This window comes from Streptomyces misionensis, assembly GCF_007896895.1.
Classification (GTDB): domain Bacteria; phylum Actinomycetota; class Actinomycetes; order Streptomycetales; family Streptomycetaceae; genus Streptomyces; species Streptomyces misionensis_A.
In genome coordinates this window covers 36,262-58,311 of sequence record NZ_VOGW01000103.1, presented here as the reverse complement: position 1 = coordinate 58,311, position 22,050 = coordinate 36,262, and the positions used below count along the sequence as shown (strand labels likewise).

Sequence of the window (22,050 nt, the reverse complement as noted above, 5' to 3'; positions counted from 1 at the left end):
GCGCTCGACTCACGGTTGCGCCTCCGGCGGTGTGGCTCGTCCGAGGTGTTCCGCGTATCCGGGGGCATGGCGACGAAACGCTCGCGCGGGTCACCCGTGTGCGGGCTCGCCGGCCCCGGCGGGGCGTTTCGCGGAGGGGCGCCCGGTTACCCGGGGGCGAGCCAGTCACACCCGGTTTCCGCACGCGGAGGTGCGCCCATGCCCGAGTACGGATATTTCCTGGCGAGCGAGGAGCACGGGCCCGCGGCTCTCGTCGAGCAGGCGAGGATGGCCGAGCAGGCCGGGTTCCGGGCGCTGTGGATCTCCGACCACTATCACCCGTGGAACGCCGCCCAGGGCCAGAGCCCCTTCGTGTGGTCGGTGATCGGGGCGCTGTCGGAGGCGGTGTCGCTGCCGATCGAGACGGCGGTGACCTGCCCGACCGTACGGATGCACCCGGCCGTGACCGCGCACGCCGCCGCGACCGGCGCGGTGATGACCGGTGGCCGCTTCCGGCTGGGCCTGGGCACCGGCGAGGCGCTGAACGAGCACATCCTCGGCGACCGCTGGCCCCCGGTGCACGTGCGCCTGGAGATGCTGGAGGAGGCGGTGCAGGTGATGCGCCGGCTGTTCACCGGTGAGGAGGTCAGCCACCACGGCACGCACTACACCGTGGAGAACGCCCGCCTCTACACCCTCCCGGACGAGCCCGTGCCGATCGACATCTCCGGGTTCGGCCCCAAGGCGATCTCCCTCGCCGCCCGGGTGGGCGACGGCTACATCACGATGATGCCGAAGGACGAGATGGTCACCTCCTACCGCAAGGGCGGCGGCGGGGCCGGGCTGGTCAGCGGCGGCACGAAGGTCTGCTACGGCGCCGACCGCGAGGAGTGCGTCCGTACCGTGCACCGGCTCTGGTACAACGAGCTGCTGCCCGGCGAGATGGGCCAAGTCCTGCCCTCCCCGCACCACTTCGAGCAGCTGCACGAGCTGGTCACCGAGGACATGGTGCGGGAGAACGTCGTCTGCGGCGACGACCCCGACGACCATGTCTCGGCGCTACGGGCCTTCGTCGACGCCGGTTTCGACCGGGTGTACGTCAACCAGATCGGCCCGGACCAGCGCGGCTTCTTCGACTTCTACCGGACGAAGGTGCTGCCGAGGCTCGCCGGGGGCTGACGCCGCGCGCGGTCAGTGGCCGCGCGGGGTGTCCTCCTCGGCGGCCATGTCGGCCGGGGTGCGGGGCGGGTCGTGCGGCATCGGCGGATACGGCAGGCCGAGGCCGCCCGGCGGGGCCACCGGCGGGTCGCCGCCGACCACGCGGTGCGGGGCGTGGGGGCCCCGGTGGGCGTGGGCGCTGGCGCGCAGCGCGTAGGCGACCGCGGCCAGCAGCGCCCCGGTGATCAGCGCAGCCGCCCAGCCGGGCAGCCCGATCGCCAGGGCCAGGCCGACGGCGAGGGCCACCGCGCCGCCCGCGTACAGGGCGGTGGCGCCCGAGGCGGCGTAGAGCGTCGCGGTGCGGCGCCGCTTGCGGGTCTGCTCGCGCAGTTCCTCGCGCACCGTCACGCGCGCCACCTGAGCCAGCTCCTCGACCAGCTCCTTGTCGAGATGTTCCAGATGATCCAAAGGCTGCGAACGGTTCATGTCGCGCGGGTACCCTGAGCGCACGGCGGGTAACTCCGGGGGCCTGCGCGTCGGCGGTCGTCCCAACTAGGCTCGGGCGCATGGAGATTATGGGCGCCTCGCTGCGCATCTGCGTGGCCGACATCGAGACCGCGATCCCCTTCTACGAGCGGCTGGCCGGCGGCACGGCCCAGCGTTTCGAACGCGGTGGGGTCCAGGTCGCCGCGATCGGCTCCTTCCTGTTGATGAGCGGGCCCGAGGCGGAGCTGGAGATCCTGCGCAAGGTGACGGCGACCATCGCCGTCAAGGACGTGGGCGAGGCGCACCAGGTGCTCACCGGCCTCGGCGCCCGCATCCTGGTGGAGCCGGTGCCGACCCCGGCGGGCCGCAATCTGCTGGCGATGCACCCCGACGGTTCGATCTTCGAGTACGTGGACCAGCGCGGCTGACGCTCCGGCCAGGGGCGGCCCGGGCGGTGGGCACGGCCTCGCCGGCCGTGGCCGAGCCGCGGGTCAGGATCGCGGCGCGGGCGTGGTCGGCGCGGGGCGGCCGGTGGTGGGCATCTCGGCGGTGAGCGCCCAGCGCTCGTGGTCCCGCCAGTCCCCGTCGATGTAGATCATCTTCGGGGAGAAGCCCTCCAGGCGGAACCCGGCGCCACGGGCCAGCGCCACGGACGCGGCGTTCTCCGGCTGGACGTTGATCTCCAGTCGGTGCAGCCCGAGCGGGCCGAACGCGTGGCCGATCACCAGGGCCAGGCCCTCGCGCATCAGACCGCGCCCGGCGGCGTGCGCGAACGCGCCGTAGCCGAGGGCGCCGCACTGGAAGCCGCCCCGGACGATGTTGTTGATGTTGATGAACCCGGCGATGTCCCCGCCGTCCCTTTCGCACACCAGGAACCCGGCCTTCGCCGGGTCCTCGATCAGCCGGCCGGCGTACTCGGCGTACGCCTCCTCGCCGTCCGGCGGGAACAGCCACGGGCGGTGCAGGTCCTTGCTCTCGCGGGCGCGGGCGGTGAACTCGGCGCCGTCTTCGAGGGTGAAGTGACGGATGCCCACCCGGGGGCCTTCGGCGAGGTAGCGGGACGCGATGTGCGGCATTCGGCCAGCCTACGCGTCCGCGCCGCCTCGCGCGCACGGTCCCCGGCGGGCGTCCGGTCAGCTCAGCGCGGGTTCGTCCAGGGTCAAGGTCGCGGTGTCCGCGTCCAGTTCGGCCGGGACGCCGAGGGGCACCGTGAGCGCGCCCTCGCAGTGCCCGAAACCCATCTCCTCGACGACCGGCACCCCGAGTCCGCCGAGCCGGTCGGCGAGGACCGCGCGCACCTCCTCGTACGGGCCGCAGCGCTCCCAGGACCCGAGCCCGATCCCGGCGACCCCGTCGAGCCAGCCAGAGCGCAGCAACTGGGTGAGCAACCGGTCGATGCGGTACGGCGCCTCGGTCACGTCCTCGATCATGAGCAGTCCGCCGCGCGCGCCGCCGTGGGCGAAGGGGGTGCCGAGGTCGGCGGCGAGCCCGCCGAGATAGCCGCCGAGGGTCACCCCGCGGGCCCGGCCGGGCACCAGCGCCGCTCCGGCCGTGGCGATCGTCCGCACCGTCTCCGGTGCGAACAGCGTGGCCTTCAGGTGCTCCTGCGTCCGGGCGTTCTTGACGAAGTCGATCCCGGCGGCGACCGGCCCGTACAGGGTGACCAGGCCCAGCCGGGTGGCGAACGCCTGGTGCAGATGGGTGACGTCGCTGAAGCCGACGAAGACCTTCGGTCCGGCCGCGGCCATCGCGTCCCAGTCGACCAGGTCGGCCATGCGCTGGGCGCCGTAGCCGCCCCGGGCGCACAGCACCGCCGCGACGGACGGGTCGCACCAGGCGCGTTGCAGGTCCGCGGCCCGGTCGGCGTCGCTGCCCGCGAGGTAGCCGAGCGTGCCGTGGCGGTCCAGGACATGCGGCATGACGACGGGGTCGAGGTCCCAGCCGCGCAGCACGTCCAGGCCGGCCTGGAGGCGTTCCTCGGGCACGGGCCCGCTGGACGCGACGACGGCCACCTTCGCGCCGGGGGCGAGTCGCGGTGGACGGACGAGCGGTCTCACGTGTGCAGCTCCAGTCGGGGGACATCGGGTACGTCCAGCTTGAACACCTGGGCGTACAGGGACAGTTCGGCCTCCAGGGCGCGGATCATGGTGTCCGCCCGGCGGAATCCGTGGCCCTCCCCCTCGAAGGTGAGGTAGGCGTGCGGGACTTTCTGGCCCTGGACGCGGGCGAGCAGTTCCTCGCACTGGGCGGGCGGGCAGATCACGTCGTCCAGCCCCTGGAGCAGCAGGAAGGGCGTGGTGAGCCGCTCGGCGTGGGTGACCGGGGACCGCTCGGTGTAGCGGGTCGGCACCTCGGTGAACGAGCCGATCAGGTACTCCAGGTAGCGCGACTCGAAGTCGTGGGTGCCGCCGGAGGCCCAGGCGGTCAGGTCCAGGATCGGGTAGATGATGGTGCCGCAGGCGTAGACATCGGTGGTGGCCAGCGAGGCCGCGGTGGTCCAGCCGCCGGCGCTGCCGCCGCGGATGGCGAGCCGGGCGGGATCGGCGGTGCCCTCCTCGGCGAGGGCGCGGGCGACGGCCGCGCAGTCCTCGACGTCGACCACGCCCCACTGCTCGCGCAACCGCTCGCGGTAGGCGCGCCCGTATCCGGTGGAGCCGCCGTAGTTGACCTCGGCGACGCCGATGCCGCGGGAGGTGAAGTAGGCGATCTCCAGGTCGAGGACGAGCGGCACCCTGCTGGTGGGGCCGCCGTGCGCCCAGATGACGTAGGGCGGCAGCTCGCCGTCGGGCGCGGCGTGCCCGGGGTGGTGCGGCGGGTAGACCTGCGCGTGCACCTCGCGGCCGTCGGGGCCGGTGAAGACGCGGATCTGCGGCTCGGGGTAGTAGGCGGGGTCCACGGGGTCGCGGTGCCGGGCGCCGAGGGCGCGGGCCCGGCCGGTGGCGGCGTCCAGCTCGACCACCTCGTACGCGGTGCGCGGGCTGGCGCCGACGGCGACGATCCGGCTGCCGTGCGTGTCGAGACTGGCGGCGAACTCGGTCCAGGGCCCGGCGGCGTCGACGATCTCACCGGTCTCGGGGTCCAGGATGCCGAGCCGGGTCGAGCCCTTGCCGTGGACGACCGCGATCAGCCCGTTGTCGAGCGGCGCGAACCAGCGCAGGCCCAGCTGCCACAGGGGGCCGCCGAACTCCTCCTCGCGGGGGCACAGCGGGGTGCCGTCGCGGTAGAGGTTCCACCAGCCGCCGCGGTCGCTCGTGTACAGGAGTCGGCCGTCCGTGGACCAATCCACCTGCGCGACGGCCTCGTCCGGGCCGCCGGCGACGGTACGCACGTCCCGCAGCGCGCCGTCCTCGCCGACCTGCGCCACCAGCACCTCGGTCCCCTCCCACGGCATCCGCGGGTGGTCCCAGGCGAGCCAGGCGGCACGCCGGCCGTCCGGCGACAGCCGGGGTCCGGTGACGAACCGGTGCCGGCCGTCGGTGAGTTCGCGTACGGCGCCGCGGTCCTCGGCGGCCGAGCCGTCCAGTGGTACGGCCGCCAGGACGCGCCGCACGTCGCCGGGCTCCTCGCCGGTGAACTCCTCCAGCACGCACCACACCTCGCCGCGCGCGAGGTCGATGTGCGGCTCCGCCCAGCGCAGTCCCCCGCCGACCGGCGAGAGGGGGGTGAGCGGGCGGGGGGTGCCGCCGGGCTCGTACCGGTAGAGCCGCTGGTCGGCGAAGTGGGCGAACACCACCAGCGGCGTGCCCTCCCGCGCCACGGCGGTCCAGGGCCGGCCGCCGTACTCGATGACGCGGCTGCGCACGTTCCACGGTGGCGGCAGCAGCGACTCCTCGTGGCCGTCCGCGCGGCGCCGTATCAGGGCGCGCCGGCCGCCCTCACCGGGGCGGGGCTCGGTCCACCAGGTCTCCTCGCCGACGATCCCCACCCAGTCGGGCCGGCCGTCGTGGGCGGCGGCGAGCGCGGCGTCGATGGGCGACGGCCAGGTGCCGTACGGCGTCTTCATCATGTCCTCCCCCATTTCGTCTAGGCCGTGCGCAGGAAGCGGTCCAGGACACGGACGCCGAAGTGCAGGGCCTCGACGGGCACGCGTTCGTCCACGCCGTGGAACAGCGCCTGGTAGTCGAGGCCTTCGGGCAGTTTCAGCGGTGCGAAGCCGTAGCCGGTGATGCCGAGCCGGGAGAACTGCTTGGCGTCGGTGCCGCCGGACATGCAGTAGGGCACGACATGTCCCTCGGGCGCGAACTCCCGTACCGCGTCCCGCATCAGCGCGAACAGCGGTGCGTCCACCGGGGCTTCGAGGGCGACCTCGTGGTGGGCGAACTCCCAGGCGACGTCGGGGCCGGTGAGCCGGTCGAGGGTGCTGGTGAACTCCTCCTCGCCGCCCGGCAGATAGCGTCCGTCCACATGGGCGACGGCCTCGCCGGGGATGACGTTCAGCTTGTAACCGGCGTCGAGCATCGTCGGGTTGGCGCTGTTGCGGACGGTCGCCTCGACCAGCTTGGCCGCCGGGCCCAGCTTCTCCAGCAGCCGGTCGATGTCGCGGAAGTCGGGCTCGATGCCGTAGAGGGCGGCCAGTTCGGTGAGGGCGGCGCGCACGGTCGGGGTGAGCCGCAGCGGCCACTCGTGCTCGCCGATGCGGGTGACGGCGGCGGTCAGCCGGGTCACCGCGTTCTCCTTGTTCACCTTGGAGCCGTGCCCGGCGCGCCCGCGCGCGGTCAGCTTGAGCCAGCCGGTGCCGCGCTCCCCCGCCGCGATCGGGTAGATCTGCCGCCCGGCGCCGTCGTGGAAGGTGAAGGCGCCGGACTCGCTGATGCCCTCGGTGCAGCCCTCGAACAGCTCCGGGTGGGCGTCGGCGAGGAACCCGGAGCCGTCCTCCGCGCTGGCCTCCTCGTCGGCGGTGAACGCGATGACGAGGTCCCGGCGGGGTCGTACGCCCTCGCGGGCCCAGGAGCGGACGACGGCGAGGATCATCGCGTCCATGTTCTTCATGTCGACGGCGCCCCGCCCCCACACGACCCCGTCCCGGACCTCCCCGGAGAACGGGTGCACGCTCCAGTCGGCGGCCTCGGCGGGCACCACGTCGAGGTGGCCGTGGACCAGCAGGGCGTCGGCGGCCGGGTCGGTGCCCGCGATCCGGGCGACCACGTTGGTGCGGCCCGGGGTGCGCTCCAGCAGCCGCGGTTCCAGGCCGGCGCCGGCCAGCCGCTCGGCCGCGTACTCGGCGGCGGGCCGCTCCCGGCAGTCCCCGCCGCCCCGGTTGGTGGTGTCGATCCGGATCAGCCCGGAGGTGAACTCCACGACCTCGTCGAGGGCCTGCGGGTCAGCCATACTGCTCCTCCACGGCGGCGGAGGCGATCGTGGTGACCGCCTTGAACGTGCGGATGCCCTCGTACATGGTGGCGCTGGTGTAGGCCACCTTGCGTTCGCCGACGCGGGCGACGCCCGGGACGACGGTCGCGGCCATCGCCAGGTGCTCGGCGTCGAACTCCACGGCGATGGTGAACGGCCCGGCCTCGACGGGCTCGTGGCGCACGGCGAGCCGCGCGGCCTCCTTGGCGGCGGCGCGGATGTCGGCGGCGGTGCGGGCCGGGGTGCGGCAGACGGCCGCGTACCGGGACACATGGTCCTTGACGGCGACCTTCAGCGCCTCGGGCGCGTAGCCGAGCGCGTCCTCGCAGGCCACGTCGTCGCCGGTGACGAGGACGACGGGGACGCCGTACTCGGCGACGACATGCGCGTTGAGCAGGCCCTCGCTGGCGCGGACGTCGTTGATCCAGACGCCGGTGATCTGGTTGGCGAGGAAGGTGTGGGCGAGGACGCCCTCCATGCCCGCGCCGGCGTGGTAGCCGACGAAGGCGATGCCGTCGACATCGCCGTGCTGGACGCCCTCCACCATGGACAGCGCCTTGTGCCGTCCGGTGAGCATCTCGACCCGCTCGTCGAGCCGTTCGAGCAGCAGATTGCGCATGGTCCAGTGGGCCTCGTTGACGAGCACCTGGTCGGCGCCGCCGTCGAAGAAGCCCTCGACGGCGGCGTTCACGTCCGAGGTGAACATCGTCCGGCACCGCTCCCACTGCGGCGTCCCCGGCAGCACATCGGCCGGCCAGGTCACGCCCGTGGCCCCCTCCATGTCGGCACTGATGAGGATCTTCATGCTGCGCCACGTTACGCGCCGGAGGGGAAACTTCCTACGATGCGGGAGGAGGTCGGGGCCGATCGCCTCCCGCGCGCCGGGGCCGGGGCGCCGTGCGCCCCGGCCCTCCTACGGGCGCCGCCTCACACGGCCACGTCCAGCCAGGGGGCGCGGGCCCGTTCGTACGCCGCGATCCGGTCGGCGGCGCGCAGGGTCACCTCCAGCTGGGTCAGCCCGGCGACGAGCCGGTCGCGGGCGTCGTCGTCGAGCCGGAACGGCGCCGCCCGGACCCCCGCGGCCGCGCAGTCGACCGTGCGCCGGGCCACGTCGACGTCGATCTCGGCGGCCGGGTCGGCGGTGGTGGCGGCCATCAGGGCGGCGGCCACCGCCGGCTCGCACCACACGGGGACCAGTCCGGCGTTGGGCATGTTGTTGCGGAAGATGTCCGCGAACCCCGGCGCGATCACCGCCCTGAAGCCCCACTCGTGCAGCGCCCACGGCGCGTGCTCGCGGGAGGAGCCGCAGCCGAAGTTCGGGCCGCTGACCAGGATCTTCGCCCCGGCGCGCTCGGGCCGGTTCAGGACGAACCCCGGGTCGCGCCGCCACTGTTCGAACAGGCCGTCGGCGTATCCGGTGCGGGTGGTGTTCTTCAGCCACGCGGCCGGGATGATCTGGTCCGTGTCGACGTTGGGCCGGTCCAGGGGCACCCCGCGGCCGGTGACGCGGATGAGCGGTTCCATACGGCTTCTCCCTACAGGTCGGCCGGTGTGGCGAAGCGCCCGGCGACGGCGGTGGCGGCGGCCGTGGCGGGGGACACCAGATGGGTCCGGGCCCCGGCGCCCTGCCGGCCTTCGAAGTTGCGGTTGGAGGTCGACGCGCAGCGCCGGCCGGGCGCGACGGTGTCGCCGTTGATGCCCACGCACATCGAGCAGCCCGGCATCCGCCATTCGAAGCCGGCCGAGGTGAACACCCGGTCCAGCCCTTCCTGTTCGGCCTGCCGGCGCACCAGCATCGAGCCGGGGACGACCAGGCCGCGCACGCCGTCGGCCACCCGCCGCCCGCGCAGCACGTCGGCCGCGGCCCGCAGGTCCTCGATCCGGCTGTTGGTGCAGGAGCCGATGAAGACCACGTCGACGCCGATGTCGCGCATCCTGGTGCCGGGGCGCAGGTCCATGTAGGTGAGGGCGCGTTCGGCGGCGGCCCTCTCGCCGGGCTCGGCGAGGGCGGCGGGGTCGGGCACCACTCCGTCGACCGGCACGCTCTGCCCGGGGTTCGTGCCCCAGGTCACCCGTGGCGCCAACGCCCCCGCGTCGAAGACCAGTTCGCGGTCGAAGACCGCGTCCGGGTCGCTGTCCAGCGTCCGCCAGTGCGCGACGGCCCGGTCCCACAGCTCACCGCGCGGCGCGCGCGGGCGGTCCTTCAGATAGGCGAAGGTGGTCTCGTCGGGGGCGACCAGGCCGCTGCGCGCCCCCATCTCGACGGCCATGTTGCACAGCGTCATCCGGCCTTCCATGGACAGCGCGCGGACGGCGGGGCCCCGGAACTCGATGAGCGTTCCGGTGCCCGCGTCGGTGCCGCCGGCGGCGAGGATGCCGAGCGCGAGGTCCTTGGCGGTGGCGCCGGGCGGGAGTTCGCCGGTGACGGTGACGGCCATGGACTGCGGTCGCCGGGCCCGCAGGGTCTGCGTGGCCAGCACGTGCTCGATCTCGCTGGTGCCGATGCCGAACGCGATGGCGCCGAACGCGCCGTGGGTGGCGGTGTGGCTGTCTCCGCACACGATGGTCGTGCCGGGCCGGGTGAGCCCCATCTGGGGTCCGATCACATGCACGATGCCCTGCCCCGGGCTGCCCACCGGGTGGAGCTCGATGTCGTGGTCGCGGCAGTTCTCGGCGAGCACCCGCAACTGCTCGGCGGCGCCCGCGTCCGGCGGCAGCTCGCGCCCGTCGGTCGGCACGTCGTGGTCGGAGGTGGCGACCGCGAGGGCGGGCCGGCGCACCGCGCGGCCGGCCTCGCGCAGGCCGGCGAACGCCTGGGGCGAGCTGACCTCGTGCAGCAGATGCAGGTCGATGTAGATGAGGTCGGACGCCCCGGGCTCCACGACGTGCAGGTCCCAGATCTTGTCCACCAGGGTTTTGCTGGTCATGACTCGCCCTTTCGGAGCAGGTCGCCGACGGCGGATGCGTCAGGAGGAACTCGGGGCCGGCAGATGGCGGCGGCGCAGCAGCGCCCGGTCGGCCTTGCCGACGACGGTGCGCGGTATCCGGTCGAACGCCAGGACGACGCCGGTCAGCCCGTGCTCGTCGAGGAGCTTGTCGACGGCGCCGACGGCGTCGGCGTCGGAGGTCCCCGGCGCCGCGCGCAGCGCCACGAGCACCCGGTTGCCCAGGGTGTCCGGGTCGGCGGCGAGCGTGACGGACTCGGCGACCGGGCAGTGCCGCGCGACGAGTTCGTCGACATGGGGCGCGGCCAGCGGACCGTCCGTGGTGAGCACCAGGTCGGTGACCCGCCCGAGCAGGCGCAGGCTGCCGTCGTCCAGGCGCCGGGCGACGTCGCCGGTCCAGAAGTCGGGGCCGCGGAAGGTGGCCGCGTTGGCCTCGTCGTCGTCCAGGTAGCCGTCGCTGGTGCAGTCGGAGGTGAGCACCAGGTGGCCGAGGTCGTCGCCGTCGTACCCGGCGAGCGGCTCGAGACGGGCGCGGACGCCCGCGACCTCGTGCACACCGCCGACGGTCTGCACCTCGTCCGCCATGTTGCCGAGGGCGAGGCCGAACTCGGTCGAGCCGTAGATGTGGCGGATGTGGATGCCGAGCACATCGGCGGCCCCGGCGATGAGGGCCGGGCTCGCGTAGGCGCCGCCGCACATCGGGCGGCGCAGCCGGGAGAGGTCGGTGCCGGGCCGCCGCCGTGCGGCCGCGATCAGGTCCTCGTAGTGGTTGGGCAGCATGCTGGTGTACGTGGCGCCGGTCGCGGCCAGTTGGGCCAGCAGTGTCGCGGGGTCCGCGGCCGGGTCGGCGAGGATCAGCCGGGCGCCGGCCAGCAGCGCCGCGAAGGCGTGCAGGTCGGTCGCGTGCGCCACGTCCAGGGTGTGCCGGCAGAAGAACGCGTCGCGCTCGGTCGCCTCGATGTGCGCGATCCAGCGGCGGCGCTCGCGCACGAAGGGCTCCTGGCGCCAGGTGACGAGCTTGGGCGCCTTCGTCGAGCCCGAGGTCCACAGCATCCGGAAGGTGCCCGGCGCGAGCGCCCGTCCCCCCGCCGCCCAAGCGGTCGCGGGGCCGGGGGCCTCCAGGTCGGCGAGTTCCACCCGGGGCAGGGTGACGCCCGCGCGGTGGTGGTTGTCGGGGCCGACCCAGAGCACCGGCTGCGTCATCCGCAGGGCGCGGTCCACGGCGGCGGCGTCGAAGTCGGCGAGCAGCGGGACGTAGGCGGCGCCGTTCGCGCAGAGCCCGAGCAGGAAGGCCAGATAGGAGGCGTCGTTGGCCAGGCCCGAGCAGACGACCACGCGGCCCTCGGTGACGCCGCGGGCGCGCAGGCCGGCCGCGATCCGGTCGGCCCGCGCGAGCAGTTCGGCGTACGTGGTGCGCTCGCCGGCCGTGGTCTCGACCGCGATCGCGTCCGGCCGGCGTCGCGCGACCTCGCGGATCGCCGCATGGAGTGCGGTCATCAGGAGACCCAGCCCGCGTAGGTGGCGAAGCGGAAGTCCTTGGCCAGGCAGTCGACGCTGCGGAAACCGGCGTCGCGCAGCCACTGCAATTGGGTTTCCAGGTCGATGCAGACGTCGAATTTCATCCGCTCGCGGCCCGCCGCCCATTCCCGCGCGGGCGCCTGCTCCCGGATCACGTGCAGTTCGTGCTGGCTGTCGTAGAGGGATTCCAGGTGCGGCAGCGGCCCCTGGACCTGCTCCACGTTGACGAAGACGCCGCCGGGGCGCAGCGCCTCGCGAATGCGCCGGAACAGGTCGCGCTTGTCGGTGTGGCTGAGGTGGTGGATCGCGAGGCCGGAGACGACCGCGTCGAACCCGCCCTCCGGCAGCGGGTCGGTCAGGTCGCCGGTCTGCACCGTGACCCCGTCCTGGCTGGCGAACCGGCTGCGGGCCTGGGTCAGCATGATTTCCGAGCGGTCCACGAGAACCACCTCGGATTCGGGGAGTTCACGCAGGATCGCCGCGCTCAGCAGACCGGTGCCGGCGCCGAGGTCGAGGACCCGCGGGGCGGTCGGCACCGTCGCCGCGACGGTGCGCACCGCGGCCTCGTAGATCAGGTCGAACGACGGAATCAGCTGACGACGCAGCGCGTCGAACGTCGTCGGGTCCCAGAGGTCGTTTCCCTTGATCTCAAACGTTTGTGCCACGTCTTCTCTCCGTTCGTCACCATGCCGCCGATGCGGAACGGTGGTGAGTATTGCGACGCCAAAGAAGAGGTGTCAACGCCGTTGCGGTAATGCGCAATGGCACTTCCTTTTCCCCGACTTCGCTTCTGCGCAGTTTCCTGGATGGCCGCTGTTTCGCTGGCTAGCATGCGTTGCAATTTATGCGCGAGGAGTGTCCATGACGAACGAATTCGCGGCCCGTCCGGTGTGGAATGAGCAGCGCCCGAGCCCCATGCCGGCTCACCGCTACCGCTCGTACGCCGAGGAGGTCGAACCGGTTTCGCTGGCGGACCGGACCTGGCCGGACCGGACGATCACCCGGGCCCCGCTGTGGTGCTCGGTCGATCTGCGCGACGGCAACCAGGCCCTCGCCGTGCCGATGGACCCGGCCCGTAAGCACCGCTTCTTCCAGCTGCTCGTACGGATGGGCTACAAGGAGATCGAGGTCGGCTTCCCGGCGGCCAGCGCGGCGGATCTCTCGTTCATCCGGGAGATCATCGACGACGACGCCGTCCCGGAGGACGTCCGCATCCAGGTCCTCTCGCCGTGCCGGCCCGAGCTCATCGACCGCACGGTCGAGGCCGTCGCCGGGGCGCGCAAGGTCACCCTGCACATCTACAACCCGACCTCCGAGTTGCAGCGCCGGGTGGTCTTCCGGCAGGAGCGGGCGCAGATCCGCGAGCTGGCCGTCGCGTCGGCCCGCCGACTCGCCGCCGCCGCCGAGTCGCTGACCGGCGCCGACGTGCGCCTCCAGTACTCGCCGGAGTCCTTCACCGGCACCGAGCCGGGCTTCGCGGCCGAGGTCTGCAACGCGGTCCTCGACGTCTGGGAGCCCACCCCGCAGCGCCCGGCCACCATCTGCCTGCCCGCCACGGTGGAGATGACCACCCCGAACACCTACGCCGACTCGATCGAGTGGATGAGCCGCAACCTGGAGCGACGCGACTCGGTCATCCTCTCGCTGCACCCGCACAACGACCGCGGCACCGCCGTCGCCGCCGCCGAACTCGGCCTCGCCGCCGGCGCGGACCGCATCGAGGGCTGCCTGTTCGGCAACGGCGAGCGCACCGGCAACGTCTGCCTCGTCACGCTGGGGATGAACCTGTTCAGCCGCGGCGTCGACCCCGAGATCGACTTCTCCGACCTCGGCGAGGTCCGCCGGGTGGTGGAGGAATGCACGGCACTGCCGGTGCACGAACGCCACCCGTGGGGCGGCGAACTGGTCTTCACCGCCTTCTCCGGCGGCCACCAGGACGCCATCGGCAAGGGCATCTCGGCGCTCGCCGACGAGGCCGGCCCGTCCGACGACGGCCACCCGTCCGGCGGCACCCACTGGCAGGTGCCCTATCTGCCGATCGACCCCGGTGACGTCGGCCGCGAGTACGAACCGGTCGTCCGGGTCAACTCGCAGTCCGGCAAGGGCGGCGTGGCGTTCGTACTCAACGACTCCTACGGTCTGCGCCTGCCCCAGCAGCTGCGCGCGGACTTCGCCGTCCGGGTCCAGCGGGTCACGGACCACGAGGGCGGCGAACTGAGCCCCGAGCGGCTGCGCGAGCTGTTCGACAGCGCGTACACGCCCGCGCCCGGCCGGCTGCGGCTCCTCGCCCACACCCCGTCCTCCGTGACGGTCGGCCTGGACGGCATCGACAAGGAGATACCGCTGACCGGGGCCGCGCCGCTGCCCGCGTTCGCCGACGCGCTCTCCTCGCTCGGCCTGGATCTCGACCTCACCGCGGCCACGTCGCACGAACTGCCCGACGGGCGGGCGATCGCCTATCTGAACGGCGGCGGGAACTGGGCCATCGGCAAGGGCGCGGACACCACCGCGGCGGAACTCGCCGCGGCCGTCGGCATCATCAACCAGACGCATCCCTGACAAGAACGGGCGCCGGTGCAATCTCTTTTTCCAAACATCCTGGCCGCACGATCTCACGGTGAAAAAATCTATTGATGAGCGCGATAAACAACTGGACTTGGACCGTGCCTGCCGCCTCTGGGTAAGCTGACGCCAATCGAAGCTGAAAACATATTCGGCGTTTCATCGGAGAGGAAATGCCGAATCCCTGTCGGCGGACCGAGGAAATGACGACCGAGAGGAATCTCGACATGCCTGATCCGCAGCGGAACGACTTCCCGCTCCTCGCCGATTTCACGGCGGCACTCACCTCGGTGACCTTCGGGAAGTGGCAGGAGCTGGTCGACGACTACGCCCACCGCGCCGAGCTGGCCGGGGAGTGCCGACGCCTCGCGGACCTGGCCTTCCGCGACCGCGACGCCGCGGCGCGCGAGCACCTGCACGACATCCTCACGGTCGTCTACGCCTACGAGTTCAGCCAGTCCGCGGCGCGCAACCCCGACCAGGACCCCCAGCCGATCCTGCGGGACGTCACCAGCGTCCTGGAGAACGCCATGCTGGACAACGAGTTCCGGCAGGTGCCGCAGGAGCTGCTGACCGGCTACCCCAGCGGCGAGAAGGAGTACGTGCGCTGGCTCAAGGCCCTCATCCAGGACCACCCGGCGAGCGCGCACCCGATGTACGCCGAGCACCTGACGAACGCGGCGACCGTGGAGGACGTACGCTTCCTGCTGGCCCAGGAGACCTCCCTTGACCCGCGTTTCGACGACATCCTCGCCGTCATGCAGTTCGGCGCGACCGGCGCCGAGAAGATGGAGATCGCGGCCAACTACTGGGACGAGATGGGCAACGGCGAGTTCGCCGACGTCCATACGACACTCTTCTCCCAGTGCCTCACCTCCATCGGCGTCGACCGGGGCTACATCGAGTCGAACCTGCTGCTCGCCGCCAAGGAGTGCGGCAACATCTCGGCCGGCCTCGCGCTCAGCCGCCGGCACTACCTGCGCGCCATCGGCTACTACGGCGTCACCGAGTTCCTGGCCCCCCGGCGGTTCCGCCAGCTGGTCACCGCCTGGGACCGGCTCGGGCTGCCGCCGGAGGGCAAGGTCTACCACGACATCCACATCAACGTGGACGCCCACCACGCGGCCGGCTGGTACAAGAACGTGATCGGTCCGGTCGTCGAGCGGGACCCCGCCGCCGGCCGCGAGATCGCGCTCGGCACGTTCGTGCGGCTCAACACCTCGGCGTACTACCTCGACCGCGTCCTCGAGGTGTGCCTGAAGCAGCCCCTGCCCGCCTGAACACCGTTGCCCCGCCTCCCCGAAAGGGACCGACCGTGACTCTCAACGCGCAGCGCTTCCAGATCTTCGACCTCCCTCGGACGGACGACGACATCCTGAAGAGCTTCGACGATCTCGCCTTCGACGAGTACATCGGCAACGGCAACCGCTGGCGCCGCTTCTCCCAGTACCGGCTCGAACACAAGGACGGCGCCTGGGACTTCGAGCGGCTCCCGCACCGCCCGTACGTCACCTACTCCAAGTTCAACCCGGTCGCGGGCGGCATCCGGCGGCACTACCAGCCGATCGAGATCGATCTGACCGACCACATCCGGGAGGCCTGCGCGCAGATCCCGCTGCCCGAGGACGACATCTGGCAGATCAACGTCCACCAGTACCGGGTCATCGCCACCAAGGAGTTGCAGGGCGTCGTCGTCCCGGAGGGCGTGCACCAGGACGGCCACGAGTTCGTGGTGATCTCCGTGTACAACCGCGTCGGCATCACCGGCGCCGAACTGACCCTGCGCGCCGCGGAGGACAAGGAGACGCCCATCTTCACCGCGACCCTGCCGGCGGGGCAGGCCATCGCGTTCGACGACCGCGCGCTGTGGCACTACGTGACCGACATCGTGCCGGTCGAGGAGGACGGCCACCGCGACATCACGGTGGTGTCCTTCTCGCGCTGGAACGAGCGCTGGTACGGCGACGCCTTCGAGGAGGGCGCCATCGCCGAGGGCCGCGGATGACCACCGTCGTGAAGTACCACACGCTGGGCAACGACTACCTCGTCGCCGACCCGGAACTCGGCGCCCCCGCGCCGGGCACCGCGGCCACCCGGGCGCTGTGCGACCGGCGCACCGGCGTCGGCGCGGACGGGGTGCTCTACGGCCCCCTCCCGGGGCAGGAGACCGACCCGCAGGGCACGTTCCGGGTACGGGTGTTCAACGCCGACGGCACGGAGTGCGCGCGCAACGCCAACGGCCTGCGCATCTTCGCCCGGTACCTGCGCGAGCACGGCCGCACCGACCAGGACGAGCTCACGCTGCGGACCCCCGGCGGCGACGTGCGGGTGCGGCTCGGCGACTCGGCCACCGCCGCCTGCACCATCGACCTGGGCCCCTGGACCCACCGCATCGCCGCCGCGGCCGACGGCACGGAGCTGGTCGGCGTGCCGGTCGAGATCGAGCCGGGCACCACGGTGCACGCGACGGCGGTCCACAACGGCGTACCGCACCTGGTCGCGCTGGTCGACGACGCGACCGACGAACTCGCCGCGCGGATCGGCCCGTTGATCGTCGGGTACGCCGGCTTCACGGAGCGGCCCAACGCCGAACTGCTCACCGTCGAGGACCGGCGCACCCTGCGGGTCCGGATCTGGGAGCGGGGCGTCGGCGCCACCCCGGCTTCCGGCAGCGGTGCCTGCGCCGCCGCCTGCGCCGCCTACCGGCTGGGGCTCACCGACCCGGCGGTGACCGTGGTCATGCCCGGCGGCACCGTGGCCGTGGAGATCACGGAGGACGAGCGGGTGCTGCTCTCGGGGCCCACCTCGCTCGTCGGCCGGGTGGCCCTGGCCGACGAGTTCGTGCCGCGGCTGCGCGCGCGGGCGCCGCGGTGAACGGGGACACCCGCGGCCCGGCGGGACGGGCCCTGAAGATCCTCCCCGGGGGCTGCCCGCTGGACTGCCCGGACGCGTGCTCCTGGCAGGTCGAGGTGGCGGACGGCGTCGCGGTCGGGCTGCGCGGCACCCCGGACCACCCCTACACCCGCGGGACCCTGTGCGTGAAGGTGAACCAGTACCTGGAGCACACGCGGGCACCCGACCGGCTGCTCCATCCCCTGCGCCGGACCGGGCGCAAGGGCGAGGGGCGGTTCGAGCGCATCGGCTGGGACGAGGCGCTGGACGAGATCGCCGGCCGTCTCACCGAGGTGATCGACCGGTACGGCGGACAGGCCGTCTGGCCCTACCAGGGGACCGGGAACCTGGGCTACCTCCAGGGCCTCCAGGGCCGCGCGGGCAGCCGGCTGTGGAACACCCTGGGCGCGTCGCGCCACGACATGACGATCTGCTCGGTCGCGGGCCTGGTGGGCACCGGCTACACGCTCGGCACCAGCCGCGGCATCGACCCCGAGGACCTGCGCCACTCCCGGCTGATCCTGCTGTGGGGCTGCAACACGCTCACCACGAGCCACCACCTGTGGAAGGTGCTGTCGCAGGCGCAGCGGTCCGGGGCGTACGTCGTGGCCATCGATCCGGTGCTGACCAGGACGGCCCGGCTCGCCGACGAGCATGTGCCGCTCAACCCCGGCACGGACGCCGCGCTCGCCCTCGGGCTGCTCAACGTGGTGCTGTCGCTCGGTGCCGAGGACCGCGCGTACCTCGCGGAACGCACGGTGGGCTGGCCGGAGTTCCGCGCGCGCATCGAGCGGTTCACACCGCGGCGCACGGCGGAGATCTGCGGGCTGCCGGTGGAGACGGTCGAACGGCTCGGGCGGCGCCTGGCCGTCACCCGGCCCACCGGCATGAAGGCGGCACAGGGCATCCAGCGGCACGCCGGGGGCGGCATGGCGCTGCGTACGCTGGCGGCGCTGCCCGGAGTGACGGGCGACTGGAAGCTCCCGGGCGGTGGCCTCGCCTACTCCACGGACGGCTACTTCGGCGGCGACCGCGACGCCCTCTTCCGTGACGACCTGCTGCCCGCACCGGTGCGCAGCCTGTCGATGACCCGCATCGGCGAGGCGCTCACCACGGTGGACGACCCGCCGGTCAAGGCGCTGTTCGTCTACGGGGCCAACCCGGCCACGGCGGTGGGCGGGCAGAGCCAGGTGCGCGCGGGCCTGCTGCGCGAGGACCTGTTCACCGTGGTGATGGAGCACTTCCGCACCGACACGGTGGACTACGCCGACATCGTGCTGCCCGCCACCATGCAGACCGAGCACACCGATCTGCTCGACGGCTACGGGCACATGTACCTCACGTGGAACGAGCCCGCGGTCGCCCCGCCCGGCGAGTGCCTGTCGACCACGGAGACTTTCCGCCGGCTCGCGGCGCGGCTCGGGCTGACCGATCCCGCGCTCTTCGACTCCGACGAGGACCTCGCCCGGGCGCTGCTGGCCGGCGGCCACCCGTCGCTGGACGGCATCGACCTGGAGCGGCTGCGCCGCGAGGGTTACGCCCGGCTCAACTACCCGAGTCCCTTCGTGCCGTTCGCGGACGGTTTCCCCACGCCGTCGGGGAAACTGGAGTTCGTGTCGGCGACGGCGGCCGCCGACGGGTACGACCCGCTCGCCGGTTACACGCCTCCCCGGGAGGCCGCGGACCCCGAGCTGGCCCGCCGGCTGCCGCTGGTGCTGATCTCCTCGGCCCCGCACTTCTTCCTCAACACGACGTTCGCGAACAAGGAGTCGCTGGTGCGCCGGGCCGGCACCCCCTTCGTGGAACTGCATCCCGACGACGCGGCGGCCCGGGGCCTGGCCGAGGGAGCGCTGGTGCGGATCTTCAACGACCGGGGCGACTTCACCGCGCGGCTCCAGGTGAGCGACGCGGTGCGGCCGGGGGTGGCGCGCACCACCAAGGGCTGGTGGTCGAAGCTGACCGGGGACCGGGCCGGGGTCAACGCCACCGTGGCCGAGCGGGACGCGGACATGGGCGGCGGCGCGGTCTTCCACGACAACCGCGTCGAGGTGTCCGCGGCCGAGTAGCGCGCACGCGCTCGATGCCGGCCGCCGCGAGGGCCGCGGCGGCCGGTGCCGCGAGGGCCGCGGCGGGCCGGTGTCCGGCCGCGCCTCAGAGGACCGGTTCCGGCTCCTCGACCAGCGGGAACCGGTGGAGTGCCGCCCGGGCCACGGAGAACGCGGCCTCGACCACGTCGGCCGGGGTGCCCGGCGCGTGGACGAAGGAGACCGGCACGGCCCCTGGATGGAGCGGCAGCACACCGTCGGCGACGGGCGTCAGATTCCACTTCTCGCCGTTGTTGGCGAGCAGGCCGATGACACCGAGCCCGGCCCTGGTGGCCGCGCGCAGCCCGGCCAGGTCGGGGCCCTCGTAGGCGACGTGCCACGGCACCCCCTGGCCGTCGAGGGTGCCGACGACGTGGGTGCGGGTGTTGCACGGCTCGGCGGGCAGCACCATCGGGAGGGAGGGGCCGGCGGCGAGGCGCGTGGCGTCGCGTGCGTACCAGGCCAGCCGCAGCGAGCCGAGCGCGCGGCTCCTCTCGTCGCGGGACCTGCCGATGACGACGGCGACGTCGGTCTCCTGCTCGGCCGTGCGCGCGGCGATGTGCTCGCTCGGCCCGATCCGCGCGCTCAGCGTGATCCGGGGCAGTGCGCGGGTGAGGCCGGCGAGCAGGTCCTGGAGGACGTCCTCCAGTTGCTCCGAGACGCCGATGGTGAGCCGGAGGCCGTTCCTCGGGGCGGTCAGCCGGGCCATCGCCTCGTCGTTGACGGTGAGGATTTTGCGCGCATAGAAAAGCAGTTCCTCACCCGCGTCGCTGAGTTCCAGCCGGCCCCTGGTCCTGACGAATACCGGGCCGTGCAGGACCGCCTCCAGCCTGCGAATGTGATAACTTACTGCGGGCTGGGTCAGGGCGAGTACATCCGCCGCCCGCCGGAAACTCCCCGTTTCCACTATCGTGCTCAGAGTGCGCAGCTGGTTCACGTCGAGATTACGAGACGTGATGGTTCGTTCTGAACTCATAGGTCTTCACTTTCGCATTGGGCAAGCCGCCTCGAACATCCCCCGAAAACAACCGAACAGAATGACTCAGTAGCGCCCGTGGTCGTGGGCGATGTCCGTCGCGCCGGACCGGCCCGGCTCCGGACACGCCTCACAGGAACGGCTGCGGGCGCCGACGGCGATACCCAGCTGGAAACGGTTGTTGATGCCCAGCTCGTCCATCATCGAACGGAGCATGTAGGTCACGGTGCGACGGCTGACCCCGAGCTGCCGGGCGGCACTGGCGTCCGTGTGGCCGGTGGCCAGCAGGGCGATCAGCTTCTGGTGACGGTTCTCGATCGTCTCGCTCGGACGGTACGGAGACGCGGTGATGGCGCGTGGATGCACTTGCTCACAGTTATCGCGCATTACTCGAACCAATCTGAGATTGTCATACTGGTCGAATGATGAAGAACACCCGGTCCTGCCCCCTGGGGCAGACATCGGGAAGATCGCGCATGCTTTTCTCAACGCGGGAGAAAACCGGGGATGCTGGTCCCGCCCGCCTCTATGGCGACCACTTTTTCCGTCGACCCGAAACCGGACAACGATGTCAAGTGGGACCTCTGTATACGGCGGAGAACGAACCAGGGCGCTGTGGGCGATCTCTTCTGAGTGAGCCGGCCGGCCATGTGGGGGTTTATCGTGCCATCCTTCCAGTTCTGCGACACCAACTGCCGTGGCTGGACGACTGGTCCAGGTGCCACGCGAAACGCTACGTTCGATCGCCGGACTCAGCCACGCACTATCGATACGTGGATGCGAACTCGGCCCGCACGTTTAAAAGCCTGGTCAGCCGCTGTTGGGTGGGGGTGCCGGGGACCGCGTGCAGCGAGAACAGCCGCTGCCGCGACCGCGAACCGGTCATCATCACGTAGTCGAAGTCCAGGCGGCCGACGCGGTCGTCCAGCACGCTCAGGGCAAAGGAGGAGGACCTGGAGACCTGGTGCTCGTCCCACATGCGCGAGAACTCCGGGCTCCCCGTGCGCAGATCGGCCACCAGCGCCGCCGCGTCCGCGTCGTAGCCGCGCTCGGCCACCATGACCCGCAGACAGGCGACGGAATCGCGGCCGATGGCCTCCTGGTGCTCCGCCGAATTCAGCACCGCACCCCGCCGACGGCTCGAACAGAACCAGCGCCAGAGCATGTTCCCCTCCCGCCCGGGCAGGCCGGCGACGAGGCCGAACACGGCGGTGTACGCGTCGTTCTGTGCCGCGACGGTGGCGAGGTCGTCCACGACGAACGCCGGGGACGTCGTCGCCATCGCGCGCATGACGGACAGCAGTTCGGCGTCGACGGTGCCGTCCGGCTGCGCCGCCGCGGGCTCGATGCGCCCGGCCAGCAGATACAGGTAGGCGCGCTCGTCGGGGCCCAGCCGCAGCGCGGCGGCCAGCCCGGAGAGGATGGCGGCGGACGGCTGCGGGCCCCGGCCCTGTTCCAGCCGCTCGTAGTAGGTCGTGGACATGTTCGCCAGGCGCGCCACCTCGTCCCGGCGCAGTCCCGGTGTCCTGCGCCGCCGGCCGTCCTGGAGCCCGACCGCCTCGGGCGGCAGCGTGTCACGTCGCCGGCGCAGGAAATCGGCCAGCGCGTCCCGCGTGGTCGACTCGGTATTCTCCCGCATCGGCTACACCGCCCCGCCCGGGCCACAGGACACCCGGCCGGATAATGCGTCGTCGATCACCGCCTCGAAGGCGGGTCCCGGTTTTCGGGTAGTCGCTATGGCTGCGTGGGGGGTTGCGGCCACATTCACTCCTTTGCGCGAGAGGAGACCGGGCCTCGGGCCGGTACGGGCGAGGCTTTCCCGTGATCTTGGGTCTTCGGTCCCCGTGCTGCAAGGGTGCGCCGGTACCGCTGTCCGGTCTCGGCTGGTGTGCCGCGGTCCTGGGCGCGGCGCCGTCGCCGAGCCGTGCCGAGGCGCGGCCACGGTCCCGGTCGAGCACTCAACTCGCATGTCCCATAAAGGAGTTCGATGGCTTTCGGGCCATCCCACGACACTGGTCCACAGCAGGTACGCAGAGGGCGGAGCCGTCGCGACGGCCACGGCGGTCGATGGCTTGAATCCGCACACGCACGGCGGCCCTGT

The 22,050-nt window shown here is 72.3% G+C and carries 20 protein-coding genes; 7 read left to right on the top strand and 13 right to left on the bottom strand.

The features are described from left to right. The first annotated feature begins 198 nt into the window (after window positions 1-198). On the top strand, window positions 199-1,158 hold the full coding sequence (locus FRZ03_RS18340; RefSeq protein WP_146466245.1) for an LLM class F420-dependent oxidoreductase: 960 nt from the start codon (window positions 199-201) through the stop codon (window positions 1,156-1,158). A gap of 12 nt (window positions 1,159-1,170) precedes the next feature. On the opposite strand, the gene FRZ03_RS18335 is transcribed toward FRZ03_RS18340, so the two are convergent. After that, on the bottom strand, window positions 1,171-1,623 hold the full coding sequence (locus FRZ03_RS18335) for a phage holin family protein (protein WP_146466244.1): 453 nt from the start codon (window positions 1,621-1,623) through the stop codon (window positions 1,171-1,173). An 80-nt stretch (window positions 1,624-1,703) separates the two neighbouring features. On the opposite strand from FRZ03_RS18335, the gene FRZ03_RS18330 reads away from it, so the two are divergent. Continuing rightward, complete coding sequence (locus FRZ03_RS18330) at window positions 1,704-2,051, top strand: VOC family protein (RefSeq protein WP_146466243.1); 348 nt, start codon at window positions 1,704-1,706, stop codon at window positions 2,049-2,051. A gap of 63 nt (window positions 2,052-2,114) precedes the next feature. On the opposite strand, the gene FRZ03_RS18325 is transcribed toward FRZ03_RS18330, so the two are convergent. From FRZ03_RS18325 to FRZ03_RS18285, 9 genes are all read right to left on the bottom strand, one after another. Next, window positions 2,115-2,699 carry a GNAT family N-acetyltransferase gene (locus tag FRZ03_RS18325; RefSeq protein WP_146466242.1) on the bottom strand — a complete coding sequence of 195 codons (585 nt, stop codon included), beginning with the start codon at window positions 2,697-2,699 and terminating at the stop codon, window positions 2,115-2,117. A 57-nt stretch (window positions 2,700-2,756) separates the two neighbouring features. Continuing rightward, complete coding sequence (locus FRZ03_RS18320) at window positions 2,757-3,680, bottom strand: S66 peptidase family protein (RefSeq protein WP_146466241.1); 924 nt, start codon at window positions 3,678-3,680, stop codon at window positions 2,757-2,759. Beyond that, window positions 3,677-5,629: a S9 family peptidase gene (locus FRZ03_RS18315; protein ID WP_398660615.1), complete on the bottom strand. Its 1,953-nt coding sequence runs from the start codon at window positions 5,627-5,629 to the stop codon at window positions 3,677-3,679. Before FRZ03_RS18315 ends, FRZ03_RS18320 begins: the two co-directional genes overlap by 4 nt. A 17-nt stretch (window positions 5,630-5,646) precedes the next feature. Then, on the bottom strand, window positions 5,647-6,951 hold the full coding sequence (locus FRZ03_RS18310) for a M20/M25/M40 family metallo-hydrolase (RefSeq protein WP_146466239.1): 1,305 nt from the start codon (window positions 6,949-6,951) through the stop codon (window positions 5,647-5,649). Continuing rightward, window positions 6,944-7,777 carry a M55 family metallopeptidase gene (locus FRZ03_RS18305; protein ID WP_146466238.1) on the bottom strand — a complete coding sequence of 278 codons (834 nt, stop codon included), beginning with the start codon at window positions 7,775-7,777 and terminating at the stop codon, window positions 6,944-6,946. Before FRZ03_RS18305 ends, FRZ03_RS18310 begins: the two co-directional genes overlap by 8 nt. Before the next feature lie 122 nt (window positions 7,778-7,899). Next, a complete protein-coding gene (leuD, locus tag FRZ03_RS18300; protein ID WP_146466237.1) occupies window positions 7,900-8,496 on the bottom strand; it encodes a 3-isopropylmalate dehydratase small subunit in 597 nt (198 codons plus the stop codon). An 11-nt stretch (window positions 8,497-8,507) separates the two neighbouring features. Continuing rightward, the gene (gene leuC / locus FRZ03_RS18295) at window positions 8,508-9,899 is read right to left on the bottom strand and encodes a 3-isopropylmalate dehydratase large subunit (protein WP_146466236.1); all 1,392 of its coding nucleotides are present in this window, start codon (window positions 9,897-9,899) and stop codon (window positions 8,508-8,510) included. 39 nt (window positions 9,900-9,938) lie between these two features. Then, window positions 9,939-11,414: a class I adenylate-forming enzyme family protein gene (locus FRZ03_RS18290; protein WP_146466235.1), complete on the bottom strand. Its 1,476-nt coding sequence runs from the start codon at window positions 11,412-11,414 to the stop codon at window positions 9,939-9,941. After that, entirely contained in the window at window positions 11,414-12,100 is a 687-nt protein-coding gene (locus tag FRZ03_RS18285) for a class I SAM-dependent methyltransferase (RefSeq protein WP_146466234.1), read from the bottom strand. The genes FRZ03_RS18290 and FRZ03_RS18285 overlap by 1 nt, the downstream gene beginning before the upstream one ends. Window positions 12,101-12,296: 196 nt before the next feature. Here FRZ03_RS18285 and FRZ03_RS18280 point away from each other — a divergent pair, with 196 nt between their 5' ends. The 5 genes from FRZ03_RS18280 (at window position 12,297) to FRZ03_RS18260 (ending at window position 18,955) form a co-directional block, all read left to right on the top strand. Next, window positions 12,297-13,994, top strand: coding sequence for a 2-isopropylmalate synthase (locus FRZ03_RS18280; RefSeq protein ID WP_186785483.1), 1,698 nt, complete (start codon window positions 12,297-12,299; stop codon window positions 13,992-13,994). 230 nt (window positions 13,995-14,224) lie between these two features. Next, window positions 14,225-15,277 (top strand): iron-containing redox enzyme family protein, encoded by a 1,053-nt coding sequence (locus FRZ03_RS18275; RefSeq protein ID WP_146466233.1) that lies wholly within the window; start codon window positions 14,225-14,227, stop codon window positions 15,275-15,277. A gap of 35 nt (window positions 15,278-15,312) precedes the next feature. Next, window positions 15,313-16,002 (top strand): 2OG-Fe dioxygenase family protein, encoded by a 690-nt coding sequence (locus FRZ03_RS18270; RefSeq protein ID WP_146466232.1) that lies wholly within the window; start codon window positions 15,313-15,315, stop codon window positions 16,000-16,002. After that, the gene (gene dapF / locus FRZ03_RS18265) at window positions 15,999-16,871 is read left to right on the top strand and encodes a diaminopimelate epimerase (protein WP_146466231.1); all 873 of its coding nucleotides are present in this window, start codon (window positions 15,999-16,001) and stop codon (window positions 16,869-16,871) included. Before FRZ03_RS18270 ends, dapF begins: the two co-directional genes overlap by 4 nt. Beyond that, window positions 16,868-18,955, top strand: coding sequence for a molybdopterin-containing oxidoreductase family protein (locus FRZ03_RS18260; RefSeq protein WP_222443389.1), 2,088 nt, complete (start codon window positions 16,868-16,870; stop codon window positions 18,953-18,955). The genes dapF and FRZ03_RS18260 overlap by 4 nt, the downstream gene beginning before the upstream one ends. Before the next feature lie 85 nt (window positions 18,956-19,040). Here the strand turns inward: FRZ03_RS18260 and FRZ03_RS18255 are convergent, their stop codons facing one another. The 3 genes from FRZ03_RS18255 to FRZ03_RS18245 form a co-directional block, all read right to left on the bottom strand. Beyond that, complete coding sequence (locus FRZ03_RS18255) at window positions 19,041-19,949, bottom strand: LysR family transcriptional regulator (RefSeq protein ID WP_146466230.1); 909 nt, start codon at window positions 19,947-19,949, stop codon at window positions 19,041-19,043. 66 nt (window positions 19,950-20,015) lie between these two features. Next, entirely contained in the window at window positions 20,016-20,315 is a 300-nt protein-coding gene (locus FRZ03_RS18250) for a helix-turn-helix transcriptional regulator (protein WP_222443388.1), read from the bottom strand. Between the two features lie 397 nt (window positions 20,316-20,712). Beyond that, the gene (locus tag FRZ03_RS18245; RefSeq protein WP_146466228.1) at window positions 20,713-21,588 is read right to left on the bottom strand and encodes a helix-turn-helix transcriptional regulator; all 876 of its coding nucleotides are present in this window, start codon (window positions 21,586-21,588) and stop codon (window positions 20,713-20,715) included. Window positions 21,589-22,050: the final 462 nt, after the last annotated feature.